The following is a 26,955-nucleotide window of genomic DNA, read 5'->3' as shown; positions in this document are numbered from 1 at the left end:
GCTGAAGCGATTGTGCGACAGGTCAAGAGCAAAACTTGTAGCCTTGCGACATCTTGTTAACTGATCGACCGGGCGCGCACGCAAATCACGCACTTATTGAGAGCGCCCGCACATTTTTGGAGCAGCCATGACCGAGCCCCTGATTCTTGAACCCGTAAAGCCCGCAGACGCCTGCGTTATCTGGCTGCACGGCCTCGGCGCTGACCGCTATGATTTCCTGCCGGTCGCCGAAGCGCTGCAGGAAAGCCTGCTGACGACCCGCTTCGTCTTGCCGCAAGCGCCGACCCTGCCCGTCACCATCAATGGCGGTTACGCGATGCCGAGCTGGTACGACATAAAGGCCATGAGCCCGGCGCGGTCGATTGACCGTGAGCAGTTGGAAGCGTCAGCGGATCGCATCATTGAATTGATCGAAAAGGAGCGCGCCAGCGGAATAGACGCTTCGCGGATTTTTCTCGCCGGGTTTTCCCAGGGGGGCGCCGTGGTGCTGCACACCGCTTATATAAAGTGGCAAGGTCCTTTGGGTGGCGTACTTGCCCTCTCCACCTATGCCCCGACCTTTACCGACGAGATGGAGCTGTCAGCCAGTCAGCAACGCATTCCCGCCCTTTGCTTGCACGGCCAACGCGATGGCGTGGTACTCAACGCCATGGGCCGCAGTGCTTACGAGCATTTAAACAAGCATGGTGTCACCGTGACATGGCAGGAATACCCAATGGAGCACGAAGTGTTACCCGAAGAAATTCGCGACATCGGCGCCTGGCTGAGTGAGCGCCTGCGCTGATTCGGCCGCTTGCCGGACCGCTTTGATCATCCCACTACGCCGCGCCCGTTTCTTGCATTACACTGGCCGGCGTACATTCCTTAACCAATTGATGAGATGACCGTGCTCGAAGCACTCAAGAAAATGTTCGGTAAAAGCGAGGCTGAGCAGCTCGCGCCAGTTCCCAGTGCGCCGTCGCACGCCCCCGGCCCTCGCAGCGATGCGCCCAAGGTTGAACGTCCGGCACCGGTAGCGACACCCGAGCCCGAGCCGCAACCCGCTATCGCCGCCGAACCGGTCCGCGCCGAAGCAGCGAAACCGGCCAGACCGCGCCGCGAACCGAAGCCCAAGGCACCGGTCATTCCCTGGAAACTCGAAGACTTCGTCGTCGCCCCCCAGGAAGGCAAGACCCGCTTCCACGATTTCAAACTCGCGCCGGAACTGATGCACGCCATCCAGGATCTGGGCTTTCCATACTGCACGCCGATCCAGGCGCAGGTGCTGGGTTTCACCCTCGCCGGCAAAGATGCCATCGGCCGCGCGCAGACCGGCACCGGCAAGACCGCCGCGTTCCTGATCTCGATCATCACTCAGTTGTTGCAGACGCCACCGCCGAAAGAACGCTACATGGGCGAACCTCGTGCGCTGATCATCGCGCCGACCCGTGAGCTGGTGGTGCAGATCGCCAAGGACGCCGCTGACCTGACCAAGTACACCGGCCTCAACGTGATGACGTTCGTTGGCGGCATGGATTTCGACAAGCAGCTCAAGCACCTCGAAGCGCGCCACTGCGACATTCTCGTCGCCACCCCCGGCCGTCTGCTCGACTTCAACCAGCGCGGCGACGTGCACCTGGACATGGTCGAAGTGATGGTGCTGGACGAAGCCGACCGCATGCTCGACATGGGTTTCATCCCGCAAGTGCGGCAGATCATTCGCCAGACCCCGCCGAAAAGCGAACGCCAGACCCTGCTGTTCTCCGCGACCTTCACCGAAGACGTGATGAACCTGGCCAAGCAATGGACCACCGATCCGGCAATCGTCGAAATCGAAATCACCAACGTGGCCAACGAAAACGTCGAGCAGCACATCTATGCGGTGGCCGCGGCTGACAAGTACAAACTGCTCTACAACCTGGTCAACGATAACGGCTGGGAACGCGTGATCGTCTTCGCCAACCGCAAGGATGAAGTGCGCCGCATCGAAGAACGCCTGGTGCGCGACGGCATCAACGCCGCGCAACTGTCCGGCGACGTGCCGCAGCACAAGCGCATCAAGACCCTGGAAGGCTTCCGCGAAGGCAAGATCCGCGTGCTGGTGGCCACCGATGTCGCCGGTCGCGGCATCCACATCGACGGCATCAGCCACGTGATCAACTTCACCCTGCCGGAAGTCCCGGACGACTACGTGCACCGCATCGGCCGCACCGGTCGCGCGGGCGCTGACGGCGTGTCGATCAGCTTCGCCGGCGAAGACGACTCCTACCAGTTGCCGTCGATCGAAGAAAAACTAGGACGCAAGATCAGCTGCGAAACACCGCCGACGCACCTGTTGCGCGCAGTGGAACGCAAGCGTCCGCAGCCGCAGTAAGCGACCTGTAACGCCAAAAGCGCAGCCGGCAACGGACTGCGCTTTTTTTTGTCCGGCGTTTTCAACAGGCGCTTGCGATAGACAACTAAAAGTCCATAATGGACAAATTAGTTTATATCCAGACCGCGGAGCCTGACATGTCCAGTACACCCTACGTGATCGACCACACCCAGGCCCGCGAGCTGCTGGCGCGCATCGACGTGCCGCAGATCCTGCGCAAACTGTTCCGCGACCTCGCCGCCGGCCACGCCGTGCAACCGGCGCAGCAATTGGTGGAGTTTCCACAGGGCGCCGGCGACTTCATCAATTATCTGGGGGTGCTGGCCGAGGACGGCGTGTACGGGGTCAAGACCTCGCCCTACATCGTCCGCGAGCAAGGGCCACTGGTGACGGCGTGGACGCTGCTGATGTCGATGCACAGCGGCCAGCCGTTGCTGTTGTGCGATGCCGGCGAGCTGACCACCGCGCGTACCGCCGCGACCACGGCGGTGGCGGTCGATGCCCTCGCCCCGCTGAATGCCACGCGACTGGCGATCATCGGCAGCGGCAAGGTCGCTCAGGCGCATCTGCATTACGTGAAAGGCCTGCGCGACTGGCAGAACATCAGTGTGTATTCGCCGAGCCTGTCTGAGGATGCGCACACCCAGGCACTGCTGAAAGAAATTTTCCCGGGGCTGAAGATTGCCGACAGCCGCGAAACCGCCCTCGACGATGCGGACGTGATCATGCTCTGCACCTCGTCCGCCGGGCCGGTGATCGAACCCGCAGCGTTGGCCAAACCGGCGCTGATCACCTCGATCAGCACCAACGCGCCACGCGCCCATGAGGTGCCGCCGCAGAGCCTGGGCGACATGCAGGTGTTCTGCGACTATCGTCTGACCACGCCGGGGTCGGCCGGTGAAATGTTGATCGCCAGTGAACAACATGGCTGGAGCAAGGACTTGATCGTCGGCGACCTCGCCGACCTGCTCAGCGAGAAAGTGCCGCGCCCCGGTTACGACCGTCACGTATTTTTCCGTTCAATCGGCCTGGGTCTGGAAGACATTGCGCTGGCCAATGCGGTTTATCACTTGACCAACTAACACCACAAAACCCCTGTGGGAGCGGGCTTGCTCGCGAAGAGGCCGTGTCAAGCAACGTATTGGCCGAATGACACACCGCCTTCGCGAGCAAGCCCGCTCCCACAGGGGATCAGCCTATTTCCCAATATTGCGAGCCACTGGAGATTTACATGAGCCAGGCAGACTTCATCATCATCGGCGGCGGGATTGCCGGCGCTTCCACCGGGTTCTGGCTGTCGCCCCACGCCAAAGTGATCGTGCTCGAACGTGAATCGCATCCGGCCTACCACTCCACCGGGCGCTCTGCCGCGTTGTACTCCGCGGCCTACGGCACGCCGCAGGTGCGAGCATTGACGCTGGCCAGCCGTGAGTTTTTCGACCATCCGCCGAGCGGCTTCTGCGAGCATCCATTGCTCACGCCGCGCGGTGAAATGACCGTGGATTTCAGCGGTGATGCCGCCGAGCTGCACAACCAGTACCTCAGCGCCAAGGCCACGGTGCCGGAGATGCAACTGCTCAGCGCCGACGAAGCCTGCGCCCGTCTGCCGATTTTGCGTCGAGAAAAAGTCCACGGCGCGATCTACGATCCGACCGCCACCGACATCGACACCGACGCGGTACATCAGGGTTACCTGCGCGGTATCCGCCGCAACAACGGCGAAGTGCACACCGATTGCGAGGTGCTGGGCCTGACACGTGACGCCGATGGCCTCTGGCAGGTGCAAACCAACGGCCAGACCTTCAGCGCTCCGGTCATCATCAACGCCGCCGGCGCCTGGGCCGACAAGATCGGCGCACTGGCTGGCGCGCAAGCGCTGGGCCTGCAACCTAAACGCCGCGCGGCGTTCATTTTCGCCGGCCCCGAGGGCGTGGACATTCATCACTGGCCGATGCTGGTCAGCCTTGACGAATCGTTCTACATGAAGCCCGACGCCGGGATGTTCCTCGGCTCGCCGGCCAACGCCGATCCGGTCGAACCCCACGACGTGCAGCCGGAAGAACTGGACATCGCCATGGGCATCTACCAGATCGAAGAAGCCACGACCCTGACCATCCGCCGTCCGACCCGCACCTGGGCCGGACTGCGCAGCTTTGTCCCCGACGGCGATCTGCTCAGCGGTTTCGATCCACAGGTACCGGGGTTGTTCTGGGTCGCGGCTCAGGGCGGTTACGGCATCCAGACTTCACCGGCCATGGGCCAGGCCAGTGCGGCATTGGTGCGTGGGCAGGCGTTGCCGGAGCATCTGCGTCAGTTCGGCCTGAGCAGCGCCATGCTCTCACCCTCACGGCTGCGCTGAAGGCCCCTGCGGATGACGCGCCCAACGGATTGCGGCACACTCGCAGCGCCCCCGTGCACGGGGGCGCTGACGCCGCCTGGAGCTCCACAATCATGACTGCCCCCGAATTCGATCCGGCCCTGGATAACTTCCGTGCCATCGCCGACGCCATCGCCACGCTGTTCTTTCCCCACGCCGAAGTGGTGCTGCACGACCTGCGCACGCAGAAGGTCGATTACATCGCCAACAACCTGTCCAAGCGCGAGATCGGTGACGATTCGTCGCTTGAAGACATGCTCAGCGAGGAGGTCAGCGAGCGCAACATCGGCCCGTACGAAAAGCTCAATTGGGACGGCCAGAAGATTCGCAGCCTGAGCACCGTGCTGCGCGACCGCGACGAGCGGCCGCTGGCGGTGCTGTGCATCAACCTGAATATTTCGCTGTTCGAGAATGCCAAGGCTGCGCTGGACCTGTTCCTGTCGCCAAGCAAACTGATCCCGCAGCCGGATTCACTGTTCCGCGATGACTGGCAGGAACGCATCAACACCTTCCTCCACGCCTGGCTGCGCGAGCGGCAGTTGAGCCTGAATCTGCTGACCCGCGATCACAAGCGCGAACTGGTGCTGGCCCTGCACGCCGAAGGCGCGTTCAAGGGCAAGAGTGCCTCGAACTATGTGGCCAATGTGCTGAACATGGGGCGGGCGACGGTGTACAAGCATTTGAAGGAATTGAAGGGCTAGAGATTTTCATCGGTAGTTCCGGCCTCTTCGCGAGCAAGCTCGCTCCCACAGGGATTTGTGAATGCCATAAATCTAATGTGGGAGCGAGCTTGCTCGCGAAAGCGGTAGATCAGTCGCCGTAAATGTCGGACTTGAAATACTTCTGGGAAATCTTCTGATACTCGCCACTCGCACGAATCCCGTCGATGGCCGTGTTCAACTCGCTGACCAACTCGGTATTGCCCTTGCGCACCGCGATCCCCGCGCCCTCGCCCACGTACTTCGGATCCTTCAGCTCCGGCCCGACAAACGCATAACCCTTGCCGCGCGGCATCGACAGGAAATCATTCAACGGAATGGTGTCAGCGAAAATCGCGTCGAGCCGCCCGGCCGCCAGGTCCATGTAGATTTCTTCGTTATTGCCGTAGCGTTTGACGTTGATGCCTTTGGGCTCAAACACCTCGGTGGCATAACGGTCGGTGGTGGTGGCGCGCTGCACACCGACGGTCTTGCCCTTGAGGCTGGCGTACTGATCATCGACCGTGGCGCCGTCCTTCATCACCAGTCGCGAGGAAGTGAAGTAGTACTTGTGGGTGAAATCCACCGACTTCTTGCGGTCTTCGTTGATGGTCATCGACGACAAGGCCATGTCGATTTTCTTCACTTTCAGCGAAGGAATCAGACCATCGAACTCACCCTCGACCCACACACACTTGACCTTCATCTGCGCGCACAGGGCGTTGCCGATGTCGTAGTCGAAACCGACGATCTCGCCCTTGTCGGTCTTCGAGGCGAACGGTGGATAAGCGGCCTCGATGCCGATGCGCAAGGTTTTCTCGGCAGCGAATGAGCTGGTGCACGCCAACAAGCTCAGGGCCAGACCGGTGATCAGGGGGAGTTTCTTCATGTTCGTTTTCTCGCGGGTTGTTGTTGGTTTGGCAAGACAGAAGAAAAGAGCTGGAACGGTTCTTGTACTTGTAAATCCATACTGGACTTTAACGTACACATCGTCAATCAGGCAGCAGAGATTGATCCGCCTCGCTATCCGATGCGGTGTCATTCAGTCTGGGGCGATGCTGATGGCCTCTTCGCGAGCAAGCCCGCTCCCACATTGGAAATGCGTTCTCCTGTGGGAGCGGGCTTGCTCGCGAAGACGGACTTGAAGGCGCTGTAAAAACTACTTCTTCCAGCGATCTGCAGCGGCATGATCACTGTCACGCCCTTCCACCCAGCGTGGGCCATCGCTGGTGGTTTCTTTCTTCCAGAACGGCGCGCGGGTTTTCAGGTAGTCCATGACAAAGGCACAGGCGTCGAACGCCGCCTGGCGATGGGCACTGGCCGCACCGACAAACACGATCGGCTCGCCCGGTTCCAGCGCGCCGATGCGGTGCAGCACTTCGAGCTTCAGCAGCGGCCAGCGCTGTTCGGCCTCGACGGCGATCTTGCCAAGGGCTTTTTCGGTCATGCCCGGATAATGCTCGAGGAACATCCCGGCCACATCCAGCCCGTCATTGAAGTCGCGCACGTAGCCGACAAAACTCACCACCGCGCCGACACCGACATTCGCCGCGTGCATCGCGTTGACTTCAGCGCCGGGATCGAACGCCGTGGACTGCACCCGAATCGCCATGCCTCAGCCTCCGGTCACAGTGGGGAAAAACGCCACTTCGTCACCGTCGCTCACCGGCTCGTCGAGCTGACACAGATCTTCGTTGCGTGCGCACATCAGGTTCTGTTCGCTCAACACCTCGGCGCCCTCGCGTTGCGCGAGCAGCGCACGCACATCGTCGACGGTGGCGAAATCGCCTTCGACCGCGACCGAGTCCACACCCAGCGCTTCACGGTAACGGGCGAAAAATTTCACGGTCAGGTTCATGGCTGCTCCGCCTGGAAATGCCCGCTCTTGCCGCCGACCTTCTCCAGCAGACGTACGCTTTCGATGACCATGCCGCGGTCCACCGCTTTGCACATGTCGTAAATGGTCAGCGCCGCGACGCTGGCAGCGGTCAGCGCTTCCATCTCGACGCCGGTCTGCCCGGACAGTTTGCAGCGGGCGACGATGCGCACGCTGTCGTCACCTTCAGCGCTGAGTTCGACCTTGACCCCGGTCAGCATCAGCGGATGGCACAACGGGATCAGATCGCTGGTTTTCTTCGCTGCCTGAATGCCGGCAATGCGCGCCACGGCAAACACGTCGCCCTTGGGATGGCCGCCGCTGACGATCATCTGCAGGGTTTCAGGGAGCATGCGCACCAGCGCCTGGGCGGTCGCCTCACGGAACGTCACGGCTTTTTCGGTGACGTCGACCATGTTGGCGCGACCTTGGGAATCGAGATGAGTCAGCACGGGATTACTCCTGATCAGGAGCGTGGATTGTAAACCTGCGGGTCAAATTTCCGCATCACTGATTATGAATTCACCACTGTCCCCTGTGGGAGCGGACTTGCTCGCGAAAACGGTGTATCAGGCACACATTTGGTGGCTGACACACCGCTTTCGCGAGCAAGCCCGCTCCCACATTGGGTGATGCGTTCATCCATAAAAAACGGGCGGCTGTCAGGCCGCCCGTTTTCTGGTGGAGGTTACAGATGCGATTCGGCGTATTCGGCCAGAATCGAGCGTGGCACCCCTTGCAGGGTGATGTGCACACCGTTGGGGAAATCCTTGAAGCGTTCGGTCAAGTACGTCAGCCCGGAGCTGGTCGCGGACAGGTAAGGGGTGTCGATCTGTGCCAGGTTGCCCAGGCACACCACTTTGGAACCGGCGCCGGCCCGGGTGATGATGGTTTTCATCTGGTGCGGCGTGAGGTTCTGACATTCGTCGATCAGGATCAGGCTCTGCTGGAAGCTGCGACCGCGAATGTAGTTGAGCGATTTGAACTGCAACGGCACTTTGCTGAGGATGTAGTCGACGCTGCCATGGGTGTTTTCGTCATCCATGTGCAAGGCTTCGAGGTTGTCGGTGATGGCGCCCAGCCAAGGCTCCATTTTTTCCGCTTCGGTGCCCGGCAGGAAGCCGATTTCCTGGTCCAGGCCCTGCACGCTGCGGGTTGCGATGATCCGGCGATAGCGCTTGCTGACCATGGTCTGCTCGATGGCCGCGGCCAGCGCCAGGATGGTTTTACCGGAACCGGCGGCGCCCGACAGGTTGACCAGGTGAATGTCCGGATCCAGCAACGCATACAGCGCCAGGCTCTGGTAGATGTCACGTGGCTTGAGGCCCCAGGCTTCCTGATGCAGCAGCGGTTCCTGGTGCAGGTCGAGGATCAGCAGCCTGTCTTCCTGGATTTCCTTGATCCAGCCGACAAAGCCTTGTTCGTCAATGATGAACTCGTTGATGTGCACCGCCGGCAGGTTGTCGATCAGCTGTACCTGATGCCAGGTGCGGCCGTGATCCTGACGGGTTTCAACCTTGCTCACGCGGTCCCAGAAGGAGCCGGTCATGTTGTGGTAGCCGTTGGGCAGCAGGGACACGTCATCGACCAGTTGGTCGGTGCTGTAGTCCTCGGCCGCGATCCCGCAGGCGCGCGCCTTGAGGCGCATGTTGATGTCTTTGGTGACCAGCACAACGGCCTTCTTCGGATCACGGGTGTGCAGGTCGATCAGTTGGTTGATGATTTTGTTGTCGTTCAGATGCTCCGGCAGAATCAGGTTCGACTCGGCCTGTTTGCTCATCAGAATTGACAGCAAGCCCTTCGGCCCGCCCTTGCCGCGCTGAATCGGCACACCCAGCTCGACGTCCTCGGGGGAGGCATCGCCCAGGGTCTTGTCGATCAGCCGGATCGCCTGGCGGCATTCGGCAGCAACGCTGTGATGGCCGCTCTTGAGCTTGTCCAGCTCTTCGAGCACGGTCATCGGGATCGCGACGTGGTGTTCTTCGAAATTCAGCAGGGCATTTGGATCGTGAATCAATACGTTGGTATCGAGTACATAAAGGATTGGCTGGTTGGAAGAAGGGCTACGTCCGTGATCATCCATACTCGGTCACCTTTGTGGGAGCCATTCGACGCAATACCTGGGCGGTGCTGCGCCTCGAAGTGACTGCCGAACTCATCCACGAGGGCCTGGATGAACTGCACACAAAAGGAGTCTTGGAAGACGCCACCTGTGTTGCAGGTTTCGGCGGTCTGTCTTCGTAATACTCCAAAACCCATGACATAAAAAAGCACTTTGACGGTTTTTTTAAGTTTATTTTGCAGAGTGACGAAAAGCCCTTGGCGGACTGTCCAGACCCCGCTAAAGTCGGAAGTCCGCCTGCATCGAATTCTCTAGAAAAATCGCCCCAAGCCCAATGTTTCCGGGCTTTCTCCGTTTGTCAGCGAAACCCGTCCTGACAGTCCTCAAAGCCGATGCCGCTTTGCGCAGTTTGCGTGATCAGCCAAGGCAACGCGGTCTTCACCGCATCCTGCTTCATGTTGAAATTGATCACCCCGTGGCGCCACAGCAGCATCAGGGTCAGCACCCGCTGCGCACTCGGCGCGCCCTTGAGCTTGCCTGCACCGTCCTGGGCATCGATGTCCCACAGCGCCACTTGCAGGCCCTGATTGCGGAAGAAGCTGCCGGCATCACTGCGGCGCTGACCTTCCGGTGGACGGAACAGCGGTACGTAGTTCTCCGGCAACTTGTTCTTTACCAGATCGGCGCTGCGGCGCACCGAGTCCTGCCAGTCCTGCCAGTGGCTGTGGGAGCGGAACTCCCAGCCCTGAACACCGACGCATTGCTTCGAGAACTCCGATTGCAGGTTGCTCACCGAGCGATCGGCCAGCCGCGCCTGCACATCCTTGCCCAACAGGAAGAATGTGCCGCTGAGGTTGGATTTGCGCAGGTAGTCGGCGATCCAGTCGGTGTTGTCCGGCTGCAGATTGGCGGCGCTGTCGAAACTCAGCAGAAACAGCCGATCGTGCATCTCGTCGCCGTTGCGCTCGTAGTCGCCAAAGTGATCGACTTCGCTGCTGGTCTGCGGCGACAGCGCGGCCTTGCGCATCAGCTCGTCCAGGTACTGCAGATGAAACAAGCGGCTCGGCTCGGCCCACTTGGTGTAATAGCTATCATCGCTGACCACAAACTTGGCGGCCTGCTCGCGCAGGGTCGGCAGGTCTTCGACGAGGAAGCAGAACGAGGCGTCCTGATCGCAGCTCTGCTGGGCGAAGTTGTAGTTGGCCAACAGACGTTCCCAGAGCCGCTGACGCAGGCTGCTGATCGCGTCGACATTGACCGTACGCAGCCCCAGACGCTGGGCCAGCGCGGCTTCGTCCAGCGCTTCGGTGCCGAGCAGGCCACGGGCGAACATGAGGATTTCTGCGCGCGAAGCAACGTCGAACAGCGTCGGGCTGCTCAGTTGTTCGGGCCAGGTGCTGCGATCCAGCGTCGCCACATCACCCGGTGCCGCCATGGCCCCGAAGCTCAACAGCCACGCGGTGAATAAAAGAACAATACGCAAAGGGGTGTCTCCATAACCAAACCCGCGCGGCACTATAGCTGATCCCGCGCGATTCCCCTCAGCCACTCCGATTCCCTGTGGGAGGGGGCTTGCTCCCGAATGCGGTGTGTCATTCAGCAAATATGGCGACTGACACGGCCTCTTCGGGAGCAAGCCCCCTCCCACAGGGAAATGTGGCGAGCCGTCGATCACCTATGGGCTTGATAGCTGGAGTCCACTCGGCCAACCCCCTAGAATCGCCCCCACGATTAAAGGAGACGACTTCATGCTGATGGTGATTTCCCCCGCCAAGACCCTCGATTACGAAACACCGCCGGCGACCCAGCGCTTCACCCAGCCGCAATACCTCGACCATTCCCAGGAGCTGATCCAGCAACTGCGCGAACTGAGTCCGGCACAGATCAGCGAACTGATGCACGTGTCCGACAAGATCGGCGGCCTGAATGCCGCGCGTTTCGGCAGCTGGACGCCCGCCTTCACCCCGGAAAACGCCAAGCAGGCCCTGCTCGCATTCAAAGGTGACGTGTACACCGGCCTCGATGCGCAATCGTTCAGCGAAGCCCAGTTCGACTATGCGCAAAAGCATCTGCGCATGCTCTCCGGCCTCTATGGCCTGTTGCGTCCGCTGGATTTGATGCAACCGTATCGTCTGGAAATGGGCACCAAACTGGCCAATGCCCGTGGCAAGGATCTGTACGCGTTCTGGGGCACGCGCATCAGCGAATGGCTCAACGAAGCGCTGGCCGAACAAGGCGACGACGTGCTGCTGAACCTGGCGTCCAACGAGTACTTCTCGGCAGTCAAGCGCAGTGCCCTGAACGCGCGGATCATCAATACCGAGTTCAAGGATCTGAAGAACGGCCAGTACAAGATCATCAGCTTCTACGCGAAAAAGGCCCGAGGCCTGATGAGCCGTTTCGTGATTCAGGAGCAGATCAACGATCCGGCCGCCCTGAAACAGTTCGATGTGCAGGGTTATCGCTACAGCGCCGAGCAGTCGAAACCGGACAATCTGGTGTTTCTGCGCGACCACGCTCCGGAATAAAGCATGCCCATTGCACGACTCTTTCTATAAAGAGTCGTGCAGCTCGCACGACGTCAAAAATCCCTCACCACATTTCGCCGTTTTATTGGCGCCATAAAATCGTTCCCTCCAATTCTAATTTTAGTTTCACTCGACAGCCGCTCTTTTTTTCAGTAGTGGCACGTAAATTTTTTTACGGTAGTGGCACAAAACTATCTAGCTCGATTACGCACCGATTAACAAAGGCCCAAATCGAAAGTGCTATCAAATTGAGACCAGTGCCATCTTTGGCAATATTTCAAAAAATTTCAGATTTCGCGATGAGTGGATAGGAACTATGTCCAAATGCATAGCTCATACCACCGGTAACGATTCTCACCGAGTTTGTACGAGATAACTTACGCAGAGCGGAGAACCATGTAACCAAGTTGTCACAGCAACTTGCCTAGATGGTTCACTCATCTGATCAACTAACGATGGATAGGTGAAACGCACCATAAACATCCTCTACACGGCCAAGGCTGCGCCCCTGTAAATGTGCTCGCCTGAGCACCCAACCGCTTGATCTACGGGCCTTACGCCCGACATCAGGTGGACTAGACACATGCACAAGCATCTTCCGAAAAGAAGATCAGCTGCATAACAGGGCAAGTCATAACAACTAAGGCCTAGTTGCGCACATCTTGAGTGCACTTATTTAGACACTCGGAACTTAGTATGCCTGCACACGGCATTGTGGCGCCTGTTTGCCGCACTTTCGAGTGCACTATGACCGCTGAACACCATTAACTCCGGCCATCTAATGGCTTGATAAAACACAGAGGTAATTGCGATGCGCATCAGCATATTTGGTTTGGGTTACGTTGGCGCAGTGTGTGCCGGTTGCCTGTCTGCACGGGGCCACGACGTGGTTGGCGTCGATGTTGCCAAAGACAAGATCGACATGATCAACGCCGGCAAATCGCCGATTGTTGAACCGGGTCTGGGCGAACTGCTGGCGCAAGGTATCGAGACCGGTCGTCTGCGCGGTACGACCAACTTCGCCGAGGCGATTCGTGACACCGACCTGTCGATGATCTGCGTCGGTACGCCGAGCAAGAAGAACGGCGACCTGGAACTGAACTACATCGAAGCGGTATGCCGCGAGATCGGTTTCGTGCTGCGGGAAAAAACCACCCGCCACACCATCGTGGTGCGCAGCACCGTGCTGCCGGGCACCGTCGCCAACGTGGTGATCCCGATCCTCGAAGACTGCTCGGGCAAAAAGGCCGGCGTCGACTTCGGCGTGGCGGTCAACCCGGAATTCCTGCGTGAATCCACCGCGATCAAGGACTACGACCTGCCACCGATGACCGTCATCGGCGAGTTCGACAAAGCCTCGGGCGACGTTCTGCAATCGCTGTACGAAGAACTCGACGCGCCGATCATCCGCAAGGACATCGCTGTCGCCGAAATGATCAAGTACACCTGCAACGTCTGGCACGCGACCAAGGTCACCTTCGCCAACGAGATCGGCAACATCGCCAAAGCGGTCGGCGTCGATGGTCGTGAAGTGATGGACGTGGTCTGCCAGGACAAGACCCTCAACCTGTCCCAGTACTACATGCGCCCGGGCTTCGCCTTCGGCGGCTCGTGCCTGCCCAAAGACGTGCGCGCCCTGACCTACCGTGCCGGTTCGCTGGACGTCGAAGCGCCGCTGCTCAACTCGCTGATGCGCAGCAACGAATCGCAAGTGCAGAACGCCTTCGACATCGTTGAAAGCCACGACAAACGCAAAGTCGCCCTGCTCGGCCTGAGTTTCAAGGCCGGTACCGACGACCTGCGCGAAAGTCCGCTGGTGGAACTGGCCGAGATGCTGATCGGCAAGGGCTACGACCTGAGCATCTACGACAGCAACGTCGAGTACGCCCGTGTTCACGGCGCGAACAAGGACTACATCGAATCGAAGATCCCGCACGTGTCGTCCCTGCTCAATTCGGACTTCGATTCGGTGATCGACAACTCCGACGTGATCATCCTCGGCAACCGCGACGAGAAATTCCGCGCGCTGGCTCAGGAAGCACCGCAAGGCAAACAGGTCATCGACCTGGTCGGCTTCATGGCCAAAGCCACCAACGCCGGTACGCGCACCGAAGGTATCTGCTGGTAAGTCAGCCTTCCGGCCGGGGGGATTTGAACCCCCGGCCGGTTCTTCGCCTGCCTTAACCCCATCGGGCCACCCGACAGGCTCGCCCGAGATAGAGACGGATGCAGATTATGCACAGGCTAAAGCACGGCCTACTTCAGGCCGCCGGTTGGCTGTTTTACCTCAGTTTGTTATTGGGCCTGGCCTTGATGCTGCCCACGTCCACATTCGACTCCGAGTCGAAGGACTTCATTTTCCTGATTGGCGCCGTGGGTATCTGGCGCTACTCGATGGGTGCAACGCACTTTGTGCGCGGCATGATTTTTCTCTACATCGTCTACCCGCATCTGCGCCGCAAAGTGCGCAAGCTGGGTAAAGCGGCGGACCCGTCGCATGTGTTTCTGATGGTCACCAGTTTCCGTATCGACGCGCTGACCACCGCGCAGGTCTACAGCTCGGTGATCCGCGAAGCCATCGACTGCGAACTGCCGACCACCGTGGTCTGCTCGATCGTCGAAATGTCCGATGAGCTGCTGGTGAAAGCGCTGTGGGCGCGGATGAATCCGCCAGAGCGCGTGAAGCTCGACTTCGTGCGCATTCCCGGCACCGGCAAACGTGATGGCCTGGCCTACGGTTTCCGCGCGATCTCCCGTCACCTGCCAGACGACCGCGCCGTAGTGGCCGTGATCGACGGCGACACCGTGCTCGGCGAAGGCACCGTGCGCAAGACCGTGCCGTGGTTCCAGCTGTTCGGCAATGTCGGCGGCCTGACCACCAACGAATTCTGCGAAGTACGTGGCGGCTACATCATGAGCGAATGGCACAAGCTGCGTTTCGCCCAGCGTCACATCAACATGTGCTCGATGGCCCTGTCCAAGCGCGTGCTGACCATGACCGGGCGCATGTCGGTATTCCGCGCCACCGTGGTCACCGATCCGGAGTTCATCGCCGACGTCGAAAGCGACTCGCTGCAACACTGGCGCCTGGGCCGTTTCAAGTTTCTCACCGGCGACGACAAGTCGAGCTGGTTCAGCCTGATGCGCCTGGGTTACGACACCTTTTACGTGCCGGACGCCGCGATCAACACCGTTGAGCACCCGCCGGAAAAGAGCTTCATCAAGGCCAGCCGCAAACTGATGTTCCGCTGGTACGGCAACAACCTGCGCCAGAACTCGCGAGCACTGGGCCTGGGTGTGAAACGCCTCGGCGCCTTCACCTCGGTGGTGCTGTTCGACCAGCGTGTATCGATGTGGACGTCCTTGCTCGGCCTGACCGTGGCGATCATCGCCAGCTTCAAGTACGGCGGCGCGTTCATCCTCGCCTACCTGCTGTGGATCGGCATCACCCGGCTGATTCTGACCCTGTTGCTGTCGTGCTCCGGTCACCGGATCGGCCCGGCTTACCCGGCGATTCTCTATTACAACCAGATCGTCGGTGCGCTGGTGAAGATCTACGTGTTCTTCCGCCTCGACCAGCAATCCTGGACGCGCCAACCCACTTCCCTGACCCGTGATCTCGCCAGCTTTCAACGTTGGTTCAACACCTGGTCGTCTCGGACCATGACCTTCTCCGCCGGCAGCATTTTCGTCGCCGTGCTGCTGATGATGGTCTGACCGCCCCCTTATTGAATTAACAAGGAAATCGCCCCTATGAATACCGCCGTCAACGCCAACGTAGTGCATGAATCCGAAGCCCAGCGTCAGCACGCCCGCGTAAAAATCCCGGCCAAACTGCGCTTTTTCGGCCACGACCGGACGCCGCTCGAAGCGCGGGTCCTCGACCTTTCCGCCGGTGGTCTGGCATTCAACGCCGGGCAGATGCCGCTGACCGTGGGTGAGGTGCACAAGGCACGCCTGCAATTCGTCATCGACAACCTCGGCCTGGCCATGGACGTCGAGCTGCAGATCCGCTCCTACGACCGCCAGACCGGCCGCGCCGGTTGCCAGTTCCAGAACCTTGAGCCGCAGGACATTTCCACTCTGCGCCACCTGATCACTTCGCACCTGGCCGGCGACATCGTCAGCATGGGTGAAGTGCTGGCGACCCTGCAGCGCGACAACTTCACCAAGGCGCGCAAGGTCAAGGACGGCGGCAGCGGCATGACCCCGTTCGGGCGTCTGAAAGCCGTGACCTTCAGCGCCGGCATCTTCGCCATCGGCCTGGTGGCGTTCGGTTTCGTGTTCAAGTCGGTGTACGGCATGTACTTCGTCAGCCATGCGCAAGCAGGTCTGGTCAGCGTGCCGGGAATGAACATCACCATGCCGCGTGACGGCACCGTGCAGAGTCTGGTCAAGTCCGACGGCGTCGCCGCCAAAGGCGCCCCGCTGGCGACCTTCAGCACCAGCATGCTCGACGTGCTCAAGGGCCATCTGGACGAAGACCAGTTGCAACCGGCCAAAGTTGAAGAACTGTTCGGCAAGCAAATGACCGGCACCCTGACCTCGCCGTGCGATTGCACTGTGGCCCAGCAACTGGTGGCTGACGGTCAGTACGCGAGCAAGGGCGACGTGATCTTCACCCTGGTGCCGCGCAACACCCAGGCTACCGTCGATGCACGCTTCTCCTATCGCCAGTTCGGCGACGTGCGCCCGGGTACGCCAGTGAGCTTCCAGATCGCCGGCGAAGACCAGACCCGCACCGGCAAGATCGTCAGCAGCACCAGCCTGAAAAGCGCCGACCTGTCCTCCGACATCCGCGTGCAGATCCAGCCGGACGAACCGCTGGACAGCAGCTTCGCCGGCCGCCCGGTGGAAGTGAACAGCGACCGTGGCCCGAACCTGAACTGGCTGATCGACAAAGCCATGGCTGCCGGTCTTTAAGTCGAGGACATGCCTGTGACGATTCCTACTCTTTTGAACACGCCGCAGCCCTTGTGGGAGCGGGCTTGCTCGCGAATGCGGTTCAACATTCAAAATCAGTGTGGGCTGACACACCGCCTTCGCGAGCAAGCCCGCTCCCACATGGGGCCACTATGCGCAGTTGCATTGGCCGTCAGTCTGGCCGGTTGCGCCGGCCTGCCCGACCAGCGTCTGGCCAACGAAGCGCTCAAGCGTGGCGACACCGCCACTGCCGCGCAGAACTACCGCGCACTGGCAGACCTGGGTTACAGCGAGGCGCAAGTCGGTCTCGCCGATATCCAGGTCGACAGCCGCGACCCCGAGCAGATCAAGCAGGCCGAGGCGACCTATCGTGCCGCCGCCGACGTGTCGCCACGGGCCCAGGCCCGTCTCGGTCGCCTGCTGGTAGCCAAACCGGGTTCGACCGAAGCCGAGCACCACGAAGCCGAAAGCCTGCTGAAAAAAGCCGCTGCCAATGGCGAAGGCAATACGTTGATCCCGCTGGCGATGCTCTACCTGCAATTTCCGCACAGCTTCCCGAATATCAACGCGCAGCAACAGATCGATCAGTGGCGCAAATCCGGTTACCCGGAAGCGGGTCTGGCGCAGGTGCTGCTGTATCGCACTCAAGGTACTTACGACCAGCATCTGGATGACGTGGAAAAGATCTGCAAAGCCGCGCTCAACACCACCGACATCTGCTACGTCGAACTGGCCACGGTCTATCAGAAACGTGCCCAGCCTGAGCAACAGGCCGAGCTGATCAAGCAGATGCAGGCCGCTTACCGCCGTGGCAGCGTCAGCGCGCAGCGCGTCGATTCGGTGGCCCGTGTGCTGGCCGATGCGACCCTCGGCAAGACTGACGAGAAGACCGCGCAGTCGCTGCTCGAACCGATCGCCCCGGGCTACCCGGCATCGTGGGTGACCCTCGCGCAATTGCTGTACGACTTCCCGGAACTGGGCGATGTCGATCAGATGATGCAGTACCTCGACAACGGCCGCGCCGCCGATCAGCCGCGCGCCGAACTGTTGCTGGGCAAGCTCTACTACGAAGGCAAACTGGTGCCGGCCGACGCCAAAGTCGCCGAAGAACACTTCCAGAAGGCCGTCGGCCGCGAAGTCGCCGCCGACTACTACCTCGGCCAGATCTATCGCCGTGGTTACCTGGGCAAGGTCTATCCACAGAAGGCCCTCGACCATCTGCTGACCGCGGCGCGCAACGGCCAGAACAGCGCCGATTTCGCCATCGCCCAACTGTTTTCCCAAGGCAAGGGCACCAAACCCGACCCGCTCAACGCCTATGTCTTCAGCCAACTGGCCAAGGCGCAGAACACTCCGCAAGCCGATGAACTGGCGACCACCCTCGCAGCGCAATTGCCGCCCGAGCGTCTGGCCGAAGCCCAGCGCCTGCTGCAACAGGAACAGGCCAGCCGTGGCGCCCTGAACCAGAACACGCTGCAACTGCACGCCCTGCAAGAAGAAGACGGCGAGGAAGCCCTATGAAGTTGAATCCCTTTGTGAAGGCCGGCATTGGCCTCACGTTCGCGCTGATCTGGTCTTGCCCGACACTGGCCGCGATCACTGAAACCAAGAACTTCGGCCTGGAAGTGAAAATCACCGGCCAGTCCGAAGACGACCGCGACCTCGGCACTGCGCCGGGTGGCGACGTCAACGGTGTGGGCCTGGACCTGCGTCCATGGATCTACGGCGAAAGCGGCGCGTGGAGCGCCTACGCCATGGGTCAGGCCGTGACCTCGACCGACATCATCGAAACCGACACCCTGCAGCAAGCCGACGGTGCCGAAACCACCGACAACAGTGATCGCAAGACCAAGAAGAACTACCTGGCGATGCGCGAATTCTGGGTCGGCTACAGCGGCCTGACGCCGTACCCCGGCGAGATGCTCAAGCTCGGTCGCCAGCGCCTGCGCAATGACGACGGGCAATGGCGCGACACCAACATCGAAGCGCTGAACTGGACCTTCGACACCACCCTGTTGCGCGCCAACGTCGGTGTTGCCGAACGCTTCAGCGAATACCGCACCGACCTCAAAGAACTCGCGCCGAAAGACAAGGATCGCCTGCACGCCTACGCCGATGCCGCCTACCAGTGGACACCGGGCAACTGGGTCGGCATTCGCGGCCACCACACCCACGATGACGGCAAGCTCGATTACGCCGAACCGGGCGTGCCCCGCGACACCCTCGACAAAACCCAGAACGGCGACATCAGCTGGCTCGGCCTGACCGCCGACAGCGACGCCTACAACTGGCGCAACACCAACACCGTCAACTACTGGGGCAGCATCACTGGCATGAGCGGCGACCTCGATTCGGTCAACCCGCTGAACGCCGATGGCAGCCGTCCGGCGCAAGCCAAGCGCAGTGATGACATCAACGGCTGGGCCACCGACCTTGGCGTGCGTCTGCGCCTCGATCCGCAGTGGCAGGTCGGTGCGGCCTACGCCCGCGCCAGCGCCGATTACCAACAGAACGGTCTGGAAAGCAACCGCTCCAACTACACTGGTACCCGCTCGCGCGTGCACCGTTTCGGCGAAGCGTTCCGTGGCGAAATGAACAACATGCAGACCGCCACCCTGTTCGGTTCGTGGATGCTCAACGACCAGTACGACGCCAGCCTGATCTACCACAAGTTCTGGCGCGTGGACGGTAACAAGCCGGTGGGTAGCAACGGCATCAACGCCGTGGAAAACAACACCGACGACGTCACCGGCGCGATCCTCTCCAGCACCTCGCTGCCGCTGCAGGATGGCAACAAGGACCTGGGTCAGGAAATGGATCTGGTGGTGACCAAGTACTTCAAGCAGGGCCTGTTGCCGGCGGCGTTGAGCCAGTCGATCGACGAACCTTCGGCGCTGGTGCGTTTCCGTGGCGGCGTGTTCAAGCCCGGTGATGCCTATGGCAGCCAGGTCGATTCGTACATGCACCGCGCGTTCATCGACGTGATCTGGCGCTTCTGATGCAAACCGCCAAGGGAGTGCCCGACATGCACCATGCAAGGAAAGGCTCGCTCAGCCTGTTGGCCGGCGCCATGCTGCTGGCCTCCGCTGGCGCCTTCGCCACGGTGGAACCGGCCAAGCCTGTGACCACCACCAAAGAGCTGCAACAAGCCAAGACCTACACCGTCAGCAGCGCGCCGACCGAGGCGCTGGAACTGGCCAAGCCGACACTGCCCGACCTGTCCGGCTTCACCGCCGAAGCGGCTGCCGCGAAGATCAATCGCAGCAAACCGGGCAAGATCAGCGTGCGCCGGATGATGCAGGAAGACGCGCTGAAGGACTTCATCGGCGGCGACAACAAGATGGCCGAGTGGGTGGTGCGTCAGCACGGTATCCCGCAGGCAATCTTCGTCGACGACGGTTACCTGAACCTCAAGGATCTGGCGCAGAAACTGCCCAAGCAGTACTTCAGCGAGACCGCGCCGGGCGTGTACCTGGCGAAGCTGCCGATCGTGGTCGGCCGCAAAGGCATCCTCGAAATCGACGGCCAGACCCAGGAGTTGCGCCTGTCGCAAGAGGCCGGTTCGTTCCTGGTCAACGACGGTCAGTTGTTCGTGCGTGACACCAAAGTCACCGGTTGGCGCGAGAAGGACAACGGCCCGGCAACCTTCCGTTCGCCGAAGGAATTCCGTCCGTTCCTGCTGGCCTGGGGCGGCACCGAGACCTACATCGTCAACAGCAAGATGGCCAGTTTCGGCTACGCCAACAGTAAGTCGTACGGGGTGAGTATTTCCCAGTACACGCCGAACATGGCCAAGGTGCTCAAGCGTCCCGAGCCGACCGGCTGGATCGTCGGCTCCGAGTTCTCCGACATGTGGTACGGCTTCTACTGCTACGAGACCCGCGACTTCGTGGTCAAGGGCAACACCTACAAGGACAACATCGTCTACGGCATCGACCCGCACGACCGTTCCCACGGTCTGATCATTGCCGAGAACACCGTCCACGGCACGAAGAAGAAGCACGGCATCATCATTTCCCGTGAAGTGAACGACAGCTTCATCTTCAACAACAAGAGCTACGACAACCACCTCTCGGGCCTGGTGATCGACCGTAACAGCGTCAACAACATCATCGCCTACAACGAGATCTACAAGAACCACACGGACGGCATCACCCTCTACGAGTCCGCCGACAACCTGCTGTGGGGCAACAAGGTCATCAGCAACAAACGTCACGGCATCCGCATTCGTAACAGCGTGAACATCCGCCTCTACGAAAACGTCGCCATGGCCAACGGGCTGACCGGCGTCTACGGCCACATCAAGGACCTGACCGACACCGACCGTGACATCAAGCTCGACCCGTTCGACGCGCAAGTCTCGCTGATCGTGGTCGGCGGTGAACTGGCGGCCAACGGCAGCGGCCCGATGGCCATCGACTCGCCGTTGAGCGTCGAGCTGTATCGCGTATCGATGCTGGCGCCGACCAAATCCAGCGGCATCAGCTTCAACGGCATCCTCGGCGAGCGCCAGGATGAAATTCTCGACCTGCTGGTGCGCCAGCAGAAAGCCGTGCTGATCGACCCTGTCGAACGCCAGACCGAAATGCGGGACTGAGGATAATTTTATGCACCCACACTTGATCAAATTACTCAGCCTGTCGGCCCTGACCGTGGGCATTCTGGCGGCCAGCAATGCGGCTCGTGCAGACGAGACCGCAGCACCGAAGTTCACCGCCGAACCGTGCTGCAACCTGTGCCCGGCCGCGCATGACGCGAAGAACTACACCACGCGTTATCAGCAGAACTTCACCACGCTGGTGCAGGCGCAGGGCGACTGGTTGTTCCGTACGCAGGAAGATTTGCGCACCGAGTTCAACACCACCCCGGCCGGCTACAAACGCCTGCAACAGCTGCACGATGCGTTCAAGGCCAAAGGCGTCGAACTGGTGATCGTCTATCAGCCGACCCGTGGCCTGGTGAACCGCAACAAGCTCAACCCGCAGGAAAAAGCCGCGTTCGATTATGAGAAAGCGCTGGGCAACTACAAGACCATGCTCGGGCGTTTCGCGCAGATGGGTTACGTGGTGCCTGACCTGTCGCCGCTGACCAACGAATCGCTGCCGGACACCCTGCCCGCTCACGATTTCTACTTCCGCGGCGACCAGCACTGGACGCCATACGGCGCTCAGCGCACGGCGAAAATCGTCGCCGAGAAGGTCAAGCAGATCCCGGCCTTCGCCGACATTCCCAAGCGTGAATTCGAGACCAAGCGCACCGGGCGCATGGGCAAGACCGGCACCCTGCACAACATGGCCGGGCAACTGTGCGGCACCAGTTACGCGATCCAGTACATGGACCAGTTCACCACCGAGCCGAAAGGCGAGGCCGGTGACGGCGACCTGTTCGGTGATTCCGGCAACCCGCAAATCACCCTCGTGGGCACCTCGCACAGCGGCAAGAACTACAACTTCGCCGGCTTCCTCGAAGAAGCCATCGGCGCCGATATTCTCAACGTCGCCTTCCCCGGCGGCGGTCTCGAAGGTTCGATGCTGCAGTACCTCGGTAGCGACGAATTCCAGAAGACCCCGCCGAAGATTCTGATCTGGGAATTCTCGCCGCTGTACCGCCTCGACCAAGAGACCATCTACCGCCAGATGATGTCGCTGCTCGATAACGGCTGCGAAGGCAAAGACACGCAAATGTCCGCCAGCACCACGCTCAAGCCCGGCGGCAAACAGGAACTGCTGGTCAACAGCAAGAACCTGAATCTGCAGAACAGCAGTCATCAGGTCGACATCCGCTTCGCCGACACCTCGGTGAAAACCCTGCAAGCCACCCTCTGGTACATGAACGGTCGCCACGAGGACATCAAGATCGAGAAACCGGAAACCTCCGACACCGACGGTCGTTTCGCCTTTGAGCTGCGCACGGACGAAGACTGGGCCTCGCAAAATCTGCTGGCCGTCGAAGTCCAGGGCCCGGAAGCGGGTACCGCGCCGCAAAAAGTCGAAGCGAAAATCTGCAAACGCAACGTATTCCCGGGCGCTGGGCCACAAACCGCTCAGGTCGGGCAATGAGGTCTGCTATGCGAAATCGAACGATCAAACACTTGCTTGCACCATCCCTGCTGACCCTGGCGATGTTCGCCGGGGCCACTCAGGCCGCCGCGCCACTGCGTCCGCCGCAGGGCTACTTCGCCCCTGTGGATAAATTCAAGAGCGGCGACAAGAGCGAAGGCTGCGACGCGATGCCCGCGCCGTACACCGGGCCGCTGCAATTTCGCAGCAAATACGAAGGCTCGGACAAGGCCCGCGCAACGCTGAACGTGCAGTCGGAAAAAGCCTTCCGCGACACCACCAAGGACATCACCACGCTGGAGCGCGGCACCGCCAAACGGGTGATGCAGTTCATGCGCGACGGGCGCCCGGAACAGCTCGACTGCACCCTCAACTGGTTGACTGCGTGGGCCAAGGCCGATGCGTTGATGTCGAAAGACTTCAACCACACCGGCAAGTCGATGCGCAAATGGGCGCTGGGCAGCATGGCCTCTTCGTACATTCGCCTGAAGTTCTCCGACTCGCATCCACTGGCCGAACATCAGCAAGAGGCGCAGTTGATCGAGGCGTGGTTCAGCAAGATGGCCGATCAGGTGGTCAGCGATTGGGACAACCTGCCGCTGGAAAAAACCAACAACCACTCGTACTGGGCGGCCTGGTCGGTGATGGCGACTTCGATCGCCACCAACCGTCGCGACCTGTTTGATTGGGCAGTGAAGGAATACAAGGTCGGGGTCAATCAGGTCGATGCCGACGGCTTCCTGCCCAACGAACTCAAGCGCCAGCAACGCGCCCTCGCCTATCACAACTACGCCCTGCCGCCACTGGCGATGATCGCCAGTTTCGCTCAGGTCAACGGTGTCGATCTGCGTCAGGAAAACAACAGCGCGCTGAAGCGTCTGGGTGACCGGGTGCTGGCCGGGGTGAAAGACCCTGACCAATTCGAGAAGAAGAACGGCAAAGAGCAGGACATGACCGACTTGAAAGAGGACATGAAATTCGCCTGGCTCGAACCGTTCTGCACCCTCTACACCTGCCCGCCGGATGTGATCGAGAAGAAGCACGGCATGCAACCGTTCAAGACCTTCCGCCTCGGCGGCGACCTGACCAAGGTCTACGACCCGTCGCATGAGAAGGGCAACAAGGGTTCGTAAGAATGAATGCAATCCCCTGTGGGAGCGGGCTTGCTCGCGAATGCGGTCTGACATTCAAAAAAAATGTTGACTGACACACCGCTTTCGCGAGCAAGCCCGCTCCCACAGTGAAGTGATGTCGCCCCCTGAATTTTCATGGGGGGTTTGGGGGGGCTTTGGCCCTTGACTGTTGGTTCAAACATGGAGAGATCGGGATGGTATTTTCATCCAACGTGTTCCTGTTTCTGTTCTTGCCGATCTTTCTCGGCTTGTACTACTTGAGCGGGCAACGCTATCGCAACCTGTTGCTGCTGATCGCCAGCTACGTGTTCTACGCATGGTGGCGGGTGGACTTCCTGGCGCTGTTCGCCGGCGTCACCCTGTGGAATTACTGGATCGGCCTGAAAGTCGGTGCTGCCGGCGTGCGTACCAAACCGGCACAGCGCTGGCTGCTGCTCGGCGTCGCGGTCGACCTGTGCATCCTCGGCTACTTCAAGTACGCCAACTTCGGCGTGGACAGCATCAACGCGATCATGACCTCGTTCGGTCTGGAACCGTTCATCCTGACCCACGTGCTGCTGCCGATCGGTATCTCGTTCTACATCTTCGAGTCGATCAGCTACATCATCGACGTGTATCGCGGCGACACCCCGGCCACCCGCAACCTGATCGACTTCGCGGCGTTCGTGGCGATCTTCCCGCACCTGATTGCCGGCCCGGTCCTGCGTTTTCGCGACCTCGCCGACCAGTTCAACAACCGCACCCACACCCTCGACAAGTTCTCCGAAGGTTGCACGCGGTTCATGCAGGGTTTTATCAAGAAAGTCTTCATCGCTGACACCCTCGCCGTGGTCGCCGACCACTGCTTCGCCCTGCAAAACCCGACTACCGGGGATGCCTGGCTTGGCGCGCTGGCGTACACCGCGCAGCTGTATTTCGACTTCTCCGGCTACAGCGACATGGCCATTGGTCTGGGCCTGATGATGGGTTTCCGCTTCATGGAAAACTTCAAGCAGCCTTACATCAGCCAGTCGATCACCGAGTTCTGGCGCCGCTGGCACATCAGCCTGTCGACCTGGCTGCGTGACTACCTGTACATCACCCTCGGCGGTAACCGTAAAGGCACGCTGATGACCTATCGCAACCTGTTCCTGACCATGCTGCTGGGTGGTCTGTGGCACGGCGCGAACATCACTTACATCGTCTGGGGCGCCTGGCACGGCATGTGGCTGGCGATCGAAAAGATGCTCGGCATCAACACCGCGCCGCGCAGCCTCAACCCGATCCGCTGGGCGCTGACCTTCCTGCTGGTGGTGATGGGCTGGGTGATCTTCCGTGCGGAAAACCTGCACGTTGCCGGGCGCATGTACGGCGCGATGTTCAGCTTCAGCGACTGGTCGCTGTCGGAACTCAACCGCGCCAGCCTCACCGGCCTGCAAGTGGCAACTCTGGTGGTGGCGTACGCAACCCTGGCGTTCTTCGGTCTGCGTGATCTGTACACCAACCAGCCTCCGGTGAAGAGCAAACCTGAAGTCAACGTCGAGGCCAACGGCCCTGCCACCGCGACCCCGGGCATGATCAAAGCCGCGCCTGGCGAAAACCCGGCGAGCATCCATGAGCCTGGCTACACCGTCGGCGTCGAAGCCCAGGTGCAACCGGCTTACTGGACGGCGGACTGGTCGCGCTACGTGATGCGCGGGCTGATCCTGCTGCTGTTCATCGCCTCGATTCTCAAACTCTCGGCGCAAAGCTTCTCGCCGTTCCTTTACTTCCAGTTCTGAGGGATCTGACATGACCCGCTCATTACGTATCGTCTACATCGCGCTGTTTCTGCTGACCCTGCTGGTGCTCGGTCTGTGGTCGGTGCGCAGCTTCTTCGGCTTCAGCACCAATGCCGATGCGACCGTGCTCAACGGTCGCTGGACCAAAGCCGTGGAAACCCACTACGACGACCAGTTTCCGATCAAGCGTCTGGGCACCAACCTCTGGGCGGCGCTGGATTTCAAACTGTTCAACGAAGGTCGTCCGGGCGTGGTGCTCGGTCGCGATCAGTGGCTGTACAGCGACGAGGAATTCAACCCGATCGTCAACGAAGAACTGAACCTGCAAGGCAACTACGCGCTGGTCGAAGGCGTGCGCCAGACCCTCAAGGCCAAAGGCGTAAAACTGGTGATGGCGATCGTCCCGGCCAAGGTGCGCCTGTACCCGGAACACCTGGGTGAAGTGAAACCGGCGAGCATCCACGCCAACCTCTATCAGGACTTCCATGCCCGTGTCGCGGCAGACAAGATCCTCGCCCCGGACTTGCTCGGCCCGCTGCAACAGGCCAAGCAGAACGGTCAGCAAGTGTTCCTGCGCACCGACACCCACTGGACGCCTGAAGGCGCCGAGATCGCTGCCAACACCCTGGCGAAAACCATCGCCGACAAGTTCCCGCTCAGCGGCGAGCCGCAGCGCTTTGTCACCACGCCAGCGGAGAAGGTCACGCACAAGGGCGACCTGCGTCTGTTCCTGCCGCTGGATCCGCTGTTTGAAAACCTGATGCCGGCGCAAGAGCCGCTGCAGAAGCGCAACACCGTGGCCGCCGAGCAACCTGCCGGTGACGACGCGCTGTTCGCCAGCAGCGAAGTACCGGTCGCACTGATCGGCACCAGCTACAGCGCCAACCCCAACTGGAACTTCGTCGGTGCGCTGAAACAAGCGCTGCACAGCGACGTCGTCAACTACGCCGAAGACGGCCACGGCCCGATCCTGCCGATGCTCAGCTACCTGAAAAGCGATGACTTCAAGAACAGCCCGCCACAGGTGCTGATCTGGGAGTTTCCTGAACGATATCTGCCTGTGAACAACGAAATCGGCGACGCCGACCCGCAGTGGGTCGCAGAGCTCAAACAAGCCGGTGCTCGCCAACAAAACGTAGCTGTAAACACTAAATCCGAGACGCCCGACCGGGCGCAAAACTGAAAG

General features: G+C 60.5%; 22 protein-coding genes and 1 tRNA gene. 16 read left to right on the top strand and 7 right to left on the bottom strand.

The window, feature by feature from the left end; all coding sequences use genetic code 11:
• The first annotated feature begins 127 nt into the window (after positions 1 to 127).
• The 5 genes from ACVHNU_RS01435 to ACVHNU_RS01415 all read left to right on the top strand — a co-directional run bounded on the left by ACVHNU_RS01435 (position 128) and on the right by ACVHNU_RS01415 (position 5,431).
• Positions 128 to 784 (top strand): alpha/beta hydrolase, encoded by a 657-nt coding sequence (locus tag ACVHNU_RS01435; protein WP_473018857.1) that lies wholly within the window; start codon positions 128 to 130, stop codon positions 782 to 784.
• 96 nt (positions 785 to 880) lie between these two features.
• Entirely contained in the window at positions 881 to 2,353 is a 1,473-nt protein-coding gene (rhlB, locus tag ACVHNU_RS01430; RefSeq protein ID WP_473018856.1) for an ATP-dependent RNA helicase RhlB, read from the top strand.
• Positions 2,354 to 2,490: 137 nt separating this feature from the next.
• Positions 2,491 to 3,435 carry an ornithine cyclodeaminase family protein gene (locus ACVHNU_RS01425; protein ID WP_473018855.1) on the top strand — a complete coding sequence of 315 codons (945 nt, stop codon included), beginning with the start codon at positions 2,491 to 2,493 and terminating at the stop codon, positions 3,433 to 3,435.
• A 149-nt stretch (positions 3,436 to 3,584) separates the two neighbouring features.
• Positions 3,585 to 4,712: an NAD(P)/FAD-dependent oxidoreductase gene (locus ACVHNU_RS01420; RefSeq protein ID WP_473018854.1), complete on the top strand. Its 1,128-nt coding sequence runs from the start codon at positions 3,585 to 3,587 to the stop codon at positions 4,710 to 4,712.
• 92 nt (positions 4,713 to 4,804) lie between these two features.
• The gene (locus ACVHNU_RS01415; protein ID WP_003221883.1) at positions 4,805 to 5,431 is read left to right on the top strand and encodes a helix-turn-helix transcriptional regulator; all 627 of its coding nucleotides are present in this window, start codon (positions 4,805 to 4,807) and stop codon (positions 5,429 to 5,431) included.
• A 109-nt stretch (positions 5,432 to 5,540) separates the two neighbouring features.
• On the opposite strand, the gene ACVHNU_RS01410 is transcribed toward ACVHNU_RS01415, so the two are convergent.
• From ACVHNU_RS01410 to ACVHNU_RS01385, 6 genes are all read right to left on the bottom strand, one after another.
• Complete coding sequence (locus tag ACVHNU_RS01410) at positions 5,541 to 6,317, bottom strand: ABC transporter substrate-binding protein (RefSeq protein ID WP_201135742.1); 777 nt, start codon at positions 6,315 to 6,317, stop codon at positions 5,541 to 5,543.
• A gap of 270 nt (positions 6,318 to 6,587) precedes the next feature.
• The gene (moaE, locus tag ACVHNU_RS01405) at positions 6,588 to 7,040 is read right to left on the bottom strand and encodes a molybdopterin synthase catalytic subunit MoaE (protein WP_103484926.1); all 453 of its coding nucleotides are present in this window, start codon (positions 7,038 to 7,040) and stop codon (positions 6,588 to 6,590) included.
• A gap of 3 nt (positions 7,041 to 7,043) precedes the next feature.
• Positions 7,044 to 7,286: a molybdopterin converting factor subunit 1 gene (gene moaD, locus ACVHNU_RS01400; protein WP_003221876.1), complete on the bottom strand. Its 243-nt coding sequence runs from the start codon at positions 7,284 to 7,286 to the stop codon at positions 7,044 to 7,046.
• Complete coding sequence (gene moaC, locus ACVHNU_RS01395; protein ID WP_095138249.1) at positions 7,283 to 7,756, bottom strand: cyclic pyranopterin monophosphate synthase MoaC; 474 nt, start codon at positions 7,754 to 7,756, stop codon at positions 7,283 to 7,285. Before moaC ends, moaD begins: the two co-directional genes overlap by 4 nt.
• Before the next feature lie 236 nt (positions 7,757 to 7,992).
• Complete coding sequence (locus tag ACVHNU_RS01390) at positions 7,993 to 9,387, bottom strand: PhoH family protein (protein WP_003221872.1); 1,395 nt, start codon at positions 9,385 to 9,387, stop codon at positions 7,993 to 7,995.
• Positions 9,388 to 9,724: 337 nt separating this feature from the next.
• A complete protein-coding gene (locus ACVHNU_RS01385) occupies positions 9,725 to 10,801 on the bottom strand; it encodes a polysaccharide deacetylase family protein (RefSeq protein ID WP_400507140.1) in 1,077 nt (358 codons plus the stop codon).
• Positions 10,802 to 11,114: 313 nt separating this feature from the next.
• On the opposite strand from ACVHNU_RS01385, the gene yaaA reads away from it, so the two are divergent.
• Both yaaA and ACVHNU_RS01375 read left to right on the top strand, forming a co-directional pair.
• Positions 11,115 to 11,894 carry a peroxide stress protein YaaA gene (gene yaaA, locus ACVHNU_RS01380; protein ID WP_003221868.1) on the top strand — a complete coding sequence of 260 codons (780 nt, stop codon included), beginning with the start codon at positions 11,115 to 11,117 and terminating at the stop codon, positions 11,892 to 11,894.
• 811 nt (positions 11,895 to 12,705) lie between these two features.
• Positions 12,706 to 14,022 carry a nucleotide sugar dehydrogenase gene (locus tag ACVHNU_RS01375; protein WP_003221866.1) on the top strand — a complete coding sequence of 439 codons (1,317 nt, stop codon included), beginning with the start codon at positions 12,706 to 12,708 and terminating at the stop codon, positions 14,020 to 14,022.
• Between the two features lie 8 nt (positions 14,023 to 14,030).
• Here the strand turns inward: ACVHNU_RS01375 and ACVHNU_RS01370 are convergent.
• Positions 14,031 to 14,096: transfer RNA gene (locus ACVHNU_RS01370), tRNA-Leu, on the bottom strand.
• 33 nt (positions 14,097 to 14,129) lie between these two features.
• Between ACVHNU_RS01370 and alg8 the strand changes: the two genes are divergently transcribed.
• The 9 genes from alg8 to ACVHNU_RS01325 all read left to right on the top strand — a co-directional run bounded on the left by alg8 (position 14,130) and on the right by ACVHNU_RS01325 (position 26,952).
• Positions 14,130 to 15,611 (top strand): mannuronan synthase, encoded by a 1,482-nt coding sequence (gene alg8, locus ACVHNU_RS01365; protein WP_207198942.1) that lies wholly within the window; start codon positions 14,130 to 14,132, stop codon positions 15,609 to 15,611.
• A gap of 36 nt (positions 15,612 to 15,647) precedes the next feature.
• The gene (locus ACVHNU_RS01360; protein ID WP_003221862.1) at positions 15,648 to 16,817 is read left to right on the top strand and encodes an alginate biosynthesis protein Alg44; all 1,170 of its coding nucleotides are present in this window, start codon (positions 15,648 to 15,650) and stop codon (positions 16,815 to 16,817) included.
• A gap of 15 nt (positions 16,818 to 16,832) precedes the next feature.
• Complete coding sequence (gene algK, locus ACVHNU_RS01355) at positions 16,833 to 18,338, top strand: alginate biosynthesis TPR repeat lipoprotein AlgK (protein ID WP_473018853.1); 1,506 nt, start codon at positions 16,833 to 16,835, stop codon at positions 18,336 to 18,338.
• Positions 18,335 to 19,816 carry an alginate export family protein gene (locus ACVHNU_RS01350; protein WP_003221858.1) on the top strand — a complete coding sequence of 494 codons (1,482 nt, stop codon included), beginning with the start codon at positions 18,335 to 18,337 and terminating at the stop codon, positions 19,814 to 19,816. The genes algK and ACVHNU_RS01350 overlap by 4 nt, the downstream gene beginning before the upstream one ends.
• 26 nt (positions 19,817 to 19,842) lie before the next feature.
• On the top strand, positions 19,843 to 21,414 hold the full coding sequence (algG, locus tag ACVHNU_RS01345) for a mannuronan 5-epimerase AlgG (protein WP_103484933.1): 1,572 nt from the start codon (positions 19,843 to 19,845) through the stop codon (positions 21,412 to 21,414).
• Between the two features lie 10 nt (positions 21,415 to 21,424).
• A complete protein-coding gene (locus ACVHNU_RS01340) occupies positions 21,425 to 22,876 on the top strand; it encodes an alginate O-acetyltransferase (protein WP_003221844.1) in 1,452 nt (483 codons plus the stop codon).
• Positions 22,877 to 22,884: 8 nt separating this feature from the next.
• Complete coding sequence (locus tag ACVHNU_RS01335) at positions 22,885 to 24,009, top strand: mannuronate-specific alginate lyase (RefSeq protein WP_103484932.1); 1,125 nt, start codon at positions 22,885 to 22,887, stop codon at positions 24,007 to 24,009.
• Positions 24,010 to 24,203: 194 nt separating this feature from the next.
• Positions 24,204 to 25,769, top strand: coding sequence for an MBOAT family O-acyltransferase (locus tag ACVHNU_RS01330; RefSeq protein WP_473018852.1), 1,566 nt, complete (start codon positions 24,204 to 24,206; stop codon positions 25,767 to 25,769).
• A 10-nt stretch (positions 25,770 to 25,779) separates the two neighbouring features.
• The gene (locus ACVHNU_RS01325) at positions 25,780 to 26,952 is read left to right on the top strand and encodes an alginate O-acetyltransferase (protein ID WP_473018851.1); all 1,173 of its coding nucleotides are present in this window, start codon (positions 25,780 to 25,782) and stop codon (positions 26,950 to 26,952) included.
• Positions 26,953 to 26,955 lie beyond the last annotated feature (3 nt).

This window comes from Pseudomonas sp. Ors-4-3C (assembly GCF_055755035.1).
The sequence above is the reverse complement of the archived record's forward strand: the minus strand, read 5'-3'. Positions and strand labels throughout refer to the sequence as shown.

Excerpts from the sequence above, each read along its gene's own strand:
- ACVHNU_RS01325 (WP_473018851.1), top strand. The coding sequence starts at position 25,780 with ATGACCCGCTCATTACGTATCGTCTACATCGCGCTGTTTCTGCTGACC.
- algG (WP_103484933.1), top strand. The coding sequence starts at position 19,843 with ATGCACCATGCAAGGAAAGGCTCGCTCAGCCTGTTGGCCGGCGCCATG.
- moaE (WP_103484926.1), bottom strand. The coding sequence starts at position 7,040 with ATGGCGATTCGGGTGCAGTCCACGGCGTTCGATCCCGGCGCTGAAGTC.
- ACVHNU_RS01360 (WP_003221862.1), top strand. The coding sequence starts at position 15,648 with ATGAATACCGCCGTCAACGCCAACGTAGTGCATGAATCCGAAGCCCAG.
- ACVHNU_RS01385 (WP_400507140.1), bottom strand. The coding sequence starts at position 10,801 with ATGGCGGCACCGGGTGATGTGGCGACGCTGGATCGCAGCACCTGGCCC.
- rhlB (WP_473018856.1), top strand. The coding sequence starts at position 881 with ATGACCGTGCTCGAAGCACTCAAGAAAATGTTCGGTAAAAGCGAGGCT.
- yaaA (WP_003221868.1), top strand. The coding sequence starts at position 11,115 with ATGCTGATGGTGATTTCCCCCGCCAAGACCCTCGATTACGAAACACCG.
- ACVHNU_RS01335 (WP_103484932.1), top strand. The coding sequence starts at position 22,885 with ATGCGAAATCGAACGATCAAACACTTGCTTGCACCATCCCTGCTGACC.
- ACVHNU_RS01390 (WP_003221872.1), bottom strand. The coding sequence starts at position 9,387 with ATGGATGATCACGGACGTAGCCCTTCTTCCAACCAGCCAATCCTTTAT.
- ACVHNU_RS01330 (WP_473018852.1), top strand. The coding sequence starts at position 24,204 with ATGGTATTTTCATCCAACGTGTTCCTGTTTCTGTTCTTGCCGATCTTT.
- moaD (WP_003221876.1), bottom strand. The coding sequence starts at position 7,286 with ATGAACCTGACCGTGAAATTTTTCGCCCGTTACCGTGAAGCGCTGGGT.
- ACVHNU_RS01340 (WP_003221844.1), top strand. The coding sequence starts at position 21,425 with ATGCACCCACACTTGATCAAATTACTCAGCCTGTCGGCCCTGACCGTG.
- alg8 (WP_207198942.1), top strand. The coding sequence starts at position 14,130 with ATGCACAGGCTAAAGCACGGCCTACTTCAGGCCGCCGGTTGGCTGTTT.
- ACVHNU_RS01420 (WP_473018854.1), top strand. The coding sequence starts at position 3,585 with ATGAGCCAGGCAGACTTCATCATCATCGGCGGCGGGATTGCCGGCGCT.
- ACVHNU_RS01435 (WP_473018857.1), top strand. The coding sequence starts at position 128 with ATGACCGAGCCCCTGATTCTTGAACCCGTAAAGCCCGCAGACGCCTGC.
- ACVHNU_RS01375 (WP_003221866.1), top strand. The coding sequence starts at position 12,706 with ATGCGCATCAGCATATTTGGTTTGGGTTACGTTGGCGCAGTGTGTGCC.
- ACVHNU_RS01415 (WP_003221883.1), top strand. The coding sequence starts at position 4,805 with ATGACTGCCCCCGAATTCGATCCGGCCCTGGATAACTTCCGTGCCATC.
- ACVHNU_RS01410 (WP_201135742.1), bottom strand. The coding sequence starts at position 6,317 with ATGAAGAAACTCCCCCTGATCACCGGTCTGGCCCTGAGCTTGTTGGCG.
- ACVHNU_RS01425 (WP_473018855.1), top strand. The coding sequence starts at position 2,491 with ATGTCCAGTACACCCTACGTGATCGACCACACCCAGGCCCGCGAGCTG.
- ACVHNU_RS01350 (WP_003221858.1), top strand. The coding sequence starts at position 18,335 with ATGAAGTTGAATCCCTTTGTGAAGGCCGGCATTGGCCTCACGTTCGCG.